Annotated in this window: 8 protein-coding genes; 6 read left to right on the forward strand and 2 right to left on the reverse strand. The window is 43.0% G+C overall.

The genetic code is table 11. The annotated features are described in order from the left end of the window. Positions 1 to 109: 109 nt before the first annotated feature. From B0E43_RS19360 to B0E43_RS19370, 3 genes are all read left to right on the forward strand, one after another. Positions 110 to 703, forward strand: a complete 594-nt coding sequence (locus tag B0E43_RS19360) for a hypothetical protein (RefSeq protein ID WP_077352911.1) — start codon at positions 110 to 112, stop codon at positions 701 to 703. 55 nt (positions 704 to 758) lie between these two features. Then, on the forward strand, positions 759 to 1,889 hold the full coding sequence (gene solA, locus B0E43_RS19365; protein WP_077352834.1) for an N-methyl-L-tryptophan oxidase: 1,131 nt from the start codon (positions 759 to 761) through the stop codon (positions 1,887 to 1,889). Positions 1,890 to 1,961: 72 nt separating this feature from the next. After that, complete coding sequence (locus B0E43_RS19370; RefSeq protein ID WP_077352836.1) at positions 1,962 to 3,749, forward strand: ABC transporter ATP-binding protein; 1,788 nt, start codon at positions 1,962 to 1,964, stop codon at positions 3,747 to 3,749. On the opposite strand, the gene B0E43_RS19375 is transcribed toward B0E43_RS19370, so the two are convergent. Further along, a complete protein-coding gene (locus B0E43_RS19375; RefSeq protein ID WP_077352838.1) occupies positions 3,746 to 4,417 on the reverse strand; it encodes a methyltransferase domain-containing protein in 672 nt (223 codons plus the stop codon). The genes B0E43_RS19370 and B0E43_RS19375 overlap by 4 nt on opposite strands. A 153-nt stretch (positions 4,418 to 4,570) precedes the next feature. On the opposite strand from B0E43_RS19375, the gene B0E43_RS19380 reads away from it, so the two are divergent. Then, on the forward strand, positions 4,571 to 5,941 hold the full coding sequence (locus B0E43_RS19380; protein ID WP_077352840.1) for an exopolysaccharide biosynthesis polyprenyl glycosylphosphotransferase: 1,371 nt from the start codon (positions 4,571 to 4,573) through the stop codon (positions 5,939 to 5,941). A gap of 1 nt (position 5,942) precedes the next feature. Beyond that, positions 5,943 to 6,863 carry a bifunctional 2-polyprenyl-6-hydroxyphenol methylase/3-demethylubiquinol 3-O-methyltransferase UbiG gene (locus B0E43_RS19385; protein WP_077352842.1) on the forward strand — a complete coding sequence of 307 codons (921 nt, stop codon included), beginning with the start codon at positions 5,943 to 5,945 and terminating at the stop codon, positions 6,861 to 6,863. Here B0E43_RS19385 and B0E43_RS19390 read toward each other — a convergent pair. Continuing rightward, on the reverse strand, positions 6,853 to 7,767 hold the full coding sequence (locus B0E43_RS19390) for a universal stress protein (protein ID WP_077352844.1): 915 nt from the start codon (positions 7,765 to 7,767) through the stop codon (positions 6,853 to 6,855). The two genes, B0E43_RS19385 and B0E43_RS19390, sit on opposite strands and share 11 nt — an antisense overlap. A gap of 104 nt (positions 7,768 to 7,871) precedes the next feature. Here B0E43_RS19390 and thpR point away from each other — a divergent pair, with 104 nt between their 5' ends. After that, positions 7,872 to 8,420: an RNA 2',3'-cyclic phosphodiesterase gene (gene thpR, locus B0E43_RS19395; protein ID WP_077352846.1), complete on the forward strand. Its 549-nt coding sequence runs from the start codon at positions 7,872 to 7,874 to the stop codon at positions 8,418 to 8,420. Positions 8,421 to 8,745: the final 325 nt, after the last annotated feature.

The following is an 8,745-nucleotide window of genomic DNA, read 5'->3' on the forward strand; positions in this document are numbered from 1 at the left end:
CCCGCAAGTCCACTTGATTTGGATCTGTTTGGAGGTTTAAAAAATCCTAAGGGATTCATTTAAGGCACGTTTATTGAAAGAAGAAGGAGAAATCCCAACTCCATTTCTCATGAAAGTGTATGCCCTGTTAGGAGTTTTCCTTTTTTTTGGATGCTCAATTGCCTCAGCCCAAGATACCACTGCCACTCAAAACTCCCTCCGCTCAGGCACCATTACCAGTCAGTTTGAATACATCTATCGGGTCTCCAATAACATTCGGGAACATGAAGTAGTCAAGAAGTCCCATTTGGAACAACTTAAAGCCAACGTTCTGGACTCGATCAGAACCAGAACCAAGGAAATCACCCAACTGCAGACTCAAATTGGAAGCTTAAATGATTCGATGACCCTGGTCAAGCAACTCCTGAGCACAGAAGTCGAGCAAAAGAATCAGGCAATCGCAAGTGGGGATAATTTCACTTTTTTTGGAATCACGATTCAAAAGACGGTCTATTCATCCTTGATGTGGATCTTGGTGGTTGTGCTGGCTGGTGCACTTGGATTTTTTGCCATGCAATATTTCAGAAGTTTCGGCAGAATTAAGAAAGCTGAAAAGGATTTCCTTGAAGTTCAGGAAGAATTTGAGCAGCATCGCAAAAACACTCTCGATCGGGAACGAAAGCTCAAACGGGAATTGATCAATGCCCAAATGGGAAAGAATTAATCATCAGGCCGGAGATTTTCTTCGGCTTTTTTGATGTCTGGATTAACTTGCGTTTATGAAAATTCCCCCTTTGAAATTTGACATTGTGGTGATCGGCATTGGTGCCGTCGGAAGTTCTGCACTTTATCAGTTGAGTAAAAGCGGTAAGAAAATTCTGGGAATCGACCGATTTGAGCCACCGCATACTTTTGGTTCCAGTCATGGCGAAACCAGGATTACCCGCCTTGCAGTGGGCGAAGGGGAGGATTACGTGGTCTTGGCCAAGCGATCGCATGAAATTTGGAGAGAAATAGAAGCTGAATCAGGGGTGGAAATCATGACCAACACTTCCGGTATTTTGATGGATTCGGGACTTGAACCTTGGGGAAAACATGGCTCTGAGGGTTTTTGGGACAAGACCGTCACATTTGCGAAAAGCCAAGATATCAGTCACAGGATTTTAGAGCCAGAAGCTTTAAAATCACGGTTTCCGGCTTTCCAACTCGAGTCCTCCGGAAAAGTCTATTGGGAAGCGGCTGCAGGATATCTTAGACCAGAAATAGCTATAAAAGCCCAACTGGAATTGGCAAAGAAAAACGGTGCTGAAATTCAGGTGAATACCCAGGTAGAGGAAATTGGCAAGGAAGGAAGTTCAGTTTTGATCAGGACCAAAAACGGGCAGGTTTTGGCAGAAAAAGTTTTGTTCAGTGCTGGCGGCTGGGTCAAGGATTTTTTACCGGAAGCAGAAAAGACCGATTTTAAAATTTGCCGACAAGTGCTGCACTGGCTGGAAATAGAGCCTGGCTTTACCGATTGGACTACCTATCCAGTTTGGATGTGGGGCTTTGGTCCCAAACCAGAGGATTTTATTTATGGTTTTCCATCGCTGGATGGCAAGACGGTCAAAATGGCGACCGAGTCCTTTGTAGACGACAAGCATCCGGATTTTCTTAACCGGGAAGTAAGTGCAGCTGAACAAAATCAGTTTTGGAAGGAAAAAATAGAAGGAAAAATTCTGGGTTTGAAGCGGGAGATCAGCAAGTCTGTGGTTTGTTTTTACACTGTGACTGCTGATGCCCGGTTTGTAATTAAGCCATTGGCTGGAATGGATAACGTATTGATGGTTTCGGCTTGTTCAGGCCATGGGTTCAAACATTCCGCTGCCCTCGGGGAACGACTTGCGCATGATCTGGCTCTTGAGGGCTGAGTCCAGTCAGACATTTTCCTGTCATTTCTATTTCTAATCCCCTACTTTTGCGGACAAATCACCAAAACGAGAATGGCCAAAAAAAGAGGTACTGCCCTGGAACCTGAAGAAAAGCGGAAACTTAATAAGCAGAATCTGAGCAAACTTGGGGGAATTTTCAGGTTTTTGCTGCCTTACAAATGGTCCTTTTTTGCGGGATTGGTCTTTCTTCTTTTTTCCTCCCTTACTCTATTGACCTTTCCGTTTGTTGCCGGAAAACTGATTGATACAGCCCAGGGTAGCAGTTGGATTGTCAATGATGTAAATTCCATTGCTTGGATTTTGATCGGTATCCTTGCCGTCCAGAGTGTTTTTTCGTTTTTCAGAGTTTGGCTTTTTGCGCTTGTATCAGAGAGATCTATGAGGGATATCCGACTGGCTCTTTATTCCAGAATGATCCGTCTGCCGATGACATTCTTCGACAAAAGGCGGACTGGTGAACTGATCAGTAGAATCACTGCTGATGTGAGTCAGTTGCAGGATACCTTCTCGACCACCTTGGCTGAGCTTTTCCGGCAGGTAATAACTCTAGTAGCGGGGATTGGATTTTTACTTTACAATACTCCCAAACTGACTGTGTTTATGTTGGGGACGTTTCCGGTTCTGGTTCTGATCGCAATGGTTTTTGGCAGGTTTATCAGAAATCTTTCCAAGAAAACCCAGGATGAACTGGCAGCTGCCAATGTAATTGTCGAGGAAACGCTCCAATCGATCAGTACGGTGAAGTCCTTTGTCGGCGAAGCTTTTGAATCAGCGCGTTACGGAAAAGGACTCAATTCCGTGGTCGGAGTGGCTTTGACTACGGCGAAATATCGGGGAGCATTTATATCCTTTATCATATTCGCACTTTTCGGCGGTATTGTAGCCGTGATGTGGTATGGTGCAAGCTTGGTAGCCGAAGGTCAAATGACCGTAGGGGAATTGGTATCCTTTGTATTGTACACCACGTTTATCGGCGGTTCAATTGCCGGATTGGGTGATATCTACAGCCAATTGCAAAAAGCCATTGGAAGCTCAGAACGGGTATTGGAGATCATGGAGGAGGCGCCTGAGGCAGAGTCGGGCGAGACTTCCGAAAAGTTCGAAGGGAGAATTGAATTCAATCATGTGGGCTTCAGATATCCGACTCGACCAGAGGTTGAGGTATTGAAAAATGTTTCTTTTCGGGTTCAATCCGGAGAGAAAGTAGCCCTTGCCGGCCATTCAGGAGCTGGAAAGTCCACGATCATCCAACTTTTGCTTCGGTTTTATGAGGCTGAAAAAGGCGGAATTCTGGTGGATGGCCGGGATGTAAAAGATTGGGACCTAAAAGTATTGCGTAGCAAAATCGGAATTGTTCCCCAGGAAGTATTGCTTTTCGGCGGATCGATTCGGGAAAACATTGCCTATGCAAAGCCCGGAGCAAGTGAAGAAGAAATCATTCTGGCCTCCAAAAAAGCCAATGCTTGGCAATTTATTTCCCAGTTTCCGGATGGATTGGATACGCTGGTGGGCGAGCGGGGAGTAAAACTTTCCGGAGGTCAGCGGCAACGTGTGGCAATTGCCCGTGCGATTTTGAAAGACCCTGCAATTCTGATTTTGGATGAAGCTACCTCCTCACTCGATGCGGAATCAGAATCCTTGGTTCAGCAGGCATTGGATGAACTGATGAAAGGTAGGACCACCCTCATCATCGCCCACAGACTTGCCACGATCCGCAAAGTAGATCGGATCTATGCCCTGAGTGAGGGAAAAATCGTGGAAGAAGGCAGTCATAAAGAATTGCTTCAAAATGAGGCAGGCTTTTATTCCAATCTGGTCCGCTTGCAATTTGCAGATTAACGCAAATTGTGCGCGGTGAGGGATTTTGTCATTCCCAGCGTTTTTTCCTTTAGAATTTTAGAACCCGGAAATAGTTTTTTCATTTCCTTTTCATTCAGTAGCCGGATTTCATCTAGGTATTGTTGCGCGTCTTCTTTCTTCCACTTGGTCATCCGGCTTAATCTGGTTTTGGTCAGAAAAAATAGAAGCAGCCTTTTGGGCATGTACTGGGCAAAAGGAATTGCATAATGAGCCTCGATGGGAAAATATTTATTGGGAGTTTGAATAAAATATTTTTTCCCCACTCGCTGAATTTCATCAGCCATTTTCACCTGATTTTCATAGGTGTAAAGGTGCTCGATCACGGAATTTGAAAATATCAGATCAAACTTTTTGTCCTCAAACTCCTTCATGGATGTGGCGTCTCCAATCTTGGAACAGATATGGGGATGGGTGGTTTTTTCCAGATGGAGGTTTAAAAGCGTAATTGTGACACCAGGGACATTCGGCAATTGGCTGCCTTTCCAAAAACTGGCCGTACCTCCCACATCAAGAATATGGATTGGCTTTTCCGGATTGAAATTTCTGAAAAACAGTTTTTCAAATTTTTTAAGGCGTCTAGCCCTGAATTTTGCACCAATCGATTTTGGATGATCCGATGGCGCAAAAAGATCGTTTATTATACTCATTAGAAGCCTTAAGGCAGTTGGGGATACAAATAAATCCAAAAGTAACCAGCCTACAGAATTTCTTTCTTAATTTTAAAGCGTAAAACTTTGAGCTTAATCCCAGAATTGTCCTGTTTTTGCAATAACATCCTGATTTAGTTCGGACCTATTTTTATGAAGAGAAGATTTGATACCTATTTTCCCTGGCTTTTTACGGTCAGCGATTTTCTGGCTTCTCTGGTTTCTTTGCTGGTGACCAATTTTATTCTCCAGTCGGCCGGAGTTTTTGACGGGGCAGAGTTCTCTGCATACCTTACCCTTTCTGTTGTGTGGTTAATGGTATCATCACTCCGCAAAGACTATAAAATCGGCCGTACTGATGAGTATGACCTCACCTTAAAAAACCTCCTGGCCACTCTTTTGTGGTTTTTGGTGGCTACGTCCATACTTTGGACACCGCTTGAAAACGACAACTACCGATGGATTCAGATCACCGGACTTGGAGTGACCATGTATCTCCAGATGGGGATTTTCAGGGTAGGTGTTCATCTTTTGCTGAGAAAATACCGTGCAGCAGGAAATAACTACAGAAATGCGGTGATCATAGGCAAAGGTGGGACTAGTCCAAAACTGGCCAATGTGTTTAAAATCCGTAAAGATTTTGGGATCAATTTTCTCGGATATTTCGATGATCAATCCGATTGTTCTCAAACCCGTGGCGGAATAACTGATTTTTTTGAGGAAGCACCAAAACTTAACCTTGATCTGATTTATATCTACGAAAAGTTGGAAGCGCCTTTGGTGAAAAGTATCATCGAATATGCCGATGAGAATTATATCAAGGTAAAAATGATCCCAGGGAGCAGTTTGCAGTTGGAGAAAAACCTCTCATTTTCCAAGTATGGTGAGTTTTTTGTCATCAATGTCAATGACATCCCTTTGGACAATGCCATTCACAGTTTGGCCAAAAGGACATTTGATCTGGTTTTTGCAAGTTTGGTCACAGTTTTTATCCTTTCTTGGTTGATACCGCTGGTAGGAATCCTGATCAAACTGGAATCTAGGGGTCCGGTCTTTTTTGTCCAAAAGAGAAACGGAGTTAATAATCGGGTATTTAATTGTCTGAAGTTTAGGTCTATGACTCCCAATGATTATGCGGATACCAAGCAAGCCACCAAAAACGATCCAAGAGTTACCCGAATCGGGGCATTTCTCCGCAATTCTTCCCTGGATGAAATGCCGCAGTTTCTCAATGTTCTGATCGGGGATATGTCAATAGTGGGGCCCAGACCACACACTGTACCTATGAACCAAACCTTCAAAACCCAAATCCTCCGGTACAACACCCGGCATAAAATCAGACCAGGAATCACCGGTTTGGCACAGGTAAGAGGTTATCGTGGAGAAATCGAAAATTCCCATCAAATCAGGTCGAGAGTCAGACTGGATTATTTTTATATTAACAATTGGTCGTTTCTGCTCGATATGGATATCATGTTAAAAACCATTCACGAGCTGGTTTTCCATAGGGACAACGCCTATTAAAATGTCAAAATGTAAATTTTGCGGCAGTTCGAACCTGGACTTTTTCACCGCACAGGAACGGATGCTTGGCTTGGGAGGTGAGTTTCGCTATGCAGAATGCCAAACCTGTGGGTCTCTTCAGTTGGAAATTATACCCGTAGATCTCTCGCCCTATTACCCCGCCAATTATTACTCCTTTCAAGGTTTAAAAACCTCCAGTTTTTTGACTAGGCTGCTGAAAACCCTCCGGATGCGCTCATTTCTTTGGTTGGGCATCCAATGGAAAGTCCCGCTTTACGGCTATTGGCTCAAAAAAGTCCATACACGCTTTAATGCCAAGATAGCTGATGTGGGCTGTGGCAATGGTCAGTTGTTGTATGAACTCTATGCAGGCGGATACCGGGATCTTCATGGATTTGACCCGTTTATCGATGAGGAAATTCAGATCAGTCCGGGATTAAAACTCTGGAAAAAACGTGTGGAGGAGTCAGAACTGACTTTTGACCTGATCATGATGCATCATGCATTTGAGCACATGGAGGATCCAAATGCGGTATTGAAGTCATGTTTTGGAAAGTTGAATCCGGGTGGAACCCTGCTGATTCGTTGCCCGGTGGCTGATGCGGAAGTCTGGAAAACTGAACGTGAGCTTTGGGTCCAATTGGATGCTCCGAGGCATTTGATCATTCCCAGCGTAAAAGGACTAATGGAAGTTGCTCAAAAAACCGGGTTTGAGCTCGCAGAAGTAGAATTTGATTCTTCCGAATTTCAATTTTGGGGTACAGAATTATACAAAAAGGGAATGAATCTGGACATGTCCAAAGTCGGGATGCTTTTTACAAGGGAACAGCTGGAGAAATTAAAAGAAAAAGCCCTCAAGTATAATCTGGAGGGCAAAGGGGATCAGGTATGTTTTTATTTGCGTAAGCCGCTCAAATCTTAAACAGCGCATCAAAGAATCCCATTGTTTCGCCTTTTTTCTTGAAAATTAGCATGGGAAGGTACTTGTTGGCATGAATCAGTTTTTCGGCGGTACTTCCCAATAAGATGGCGGCTGAGGTAGTCCTTCCTCTGGATCCCAGCAAAATCATATCAGCTTCGATTTTCTGCGCAAATTCAAGAATCAGGTTTCCGGGATTTTTACCGTCATTTAAAACCATTTCACAATCTAACTCGGGGTGATGGTGCTTGGCGACGAATTTTTTGAAATCTGCATGGGCATTTTCCTTCATAATCTCCGAAAATTCCTCAAAGGATTTTCCCGTTTTTGAATAGCCGTGAGGCACTTCATAAATGTGCATCGGAACCAGTTCGGCTTCCAATTTATCTGAAATCACCTCCGCAAACTCATAGATCATATGGTTGTGCGAAGAAAAGTCAGTCGGGATAAGGATTTTCTTTGGGAACTTAATCGGACGTTTTTCCTGGACCAGAAGGACTGAACAGGGAGCTTTTTTTGCTACCCCGTCTGCCAACACTCCGTTTCCTGCCAGCGTATCCTTCCTCCCCATGATGACCAAGTCTACTTCTTTGAGCTTAGCCCAACGGAGAAATGTATCCAGAGGATGACTTCCTTCCTCTACAAATACCTCCGTTTCTACATCTTCCGGAAAGTTGAATTCCTTCAGTTTGGCTTTGATAATTGACTCCAAAGCCTCGTCGGTGGGTGCCACCAAGTCCGGATATTGGTTGAGAATTTCCTTGGGGATTTCCAGATTTTTGCCAACATGCACGAAGTAACACTTTTCAATTCCTAAAAACTTGATAAACACTGCCGTTTTTTTGATCAGGATATCATCCATCTCGGTGAGATCTAAACCAATCATGGCTTTGGAAAAGAATTTCATAGTCTGGGGTTTTTATTTAGCCTTAAGTTAAAAGATTGAATCAGGAAACCGAACAGATTTTTTAAAATGGGGGCAAGAGATTGTTTTCGGGGTAAATTTGCGGGGTGAAAATAATTCAGAAATACTTCCTGGCCTTAATTCCTCCTCTCGAGATTATGGAAAAGGCGGAGGAAATCAAAATCCGGATCAGGGATGAGTTTGGTATAAAGTACGCGTTAAAGTCACCCCCGCATATTACACTCAAGATGCCCTTCAACTTTAGTGAAGCCAAAGAGGGCAAACTTATTGGCTTGCTAGGGGAGCAATTGAAAGATCAAGCGTCTTTTTCTGTGAAAATTTCAGGAGTTGGGACTTTTGGAAATCGGGTGATTTTTCTCCGCATCGAAGAGTCGGCCAAGCTGAGGCAACTTCAGGAAAAACTGAAGTTGTTTTGCAAAAAAGAACTGCACTTGATAGATGAATTGAGTGACCGCAATTTTCATCCACATCTGACTGTAGCTTTCAAAGATCTTAAGTCATCCCATTTCCCTGAGGTGTTGGCAAGGGTTAGGCAGATGGCTTTCGAAGCAGAATTTTCTACTGCTGATTTGGTATTGCTCAAGCGTCAGGAGGGGAAATGGATTGTGCATAGGAAAGTGACCTTTGGAGGCTGATTTTTGGTGAAAAGATGAATTTTCGCTCCATTTAAGGCGAAAAAATGAAGATTTATCAAAAAATTTCAAGTTTTAGGAAATTTGGAAAATTTAACATTCCATACATAATCATTTTGATTTGGAGTCATTTGATTTAGGTCAAATCGAAATTTTAAACTGTTTAAGCAATAATTCCAGTGTATTATCCAAACATTATATTAACATTAATAATAAACCTTTGGATTCAAAAAATTGCACTTTCTCTGTGCTCAGAATTAATATAATACAATTGGGATTATATAAAAATATTATTTCACCTTTTTTAAGTAAGACCCTAGTTTTATTG

It is taken from the genome of Algoriphagus sp. A40 (genome assembly GCF_002002735.1).
GTDB lineage: Bacteria > Bacteroidota > Bacteroidia > Cytophagales > Cyclobacteriaceae > Algoriphagus.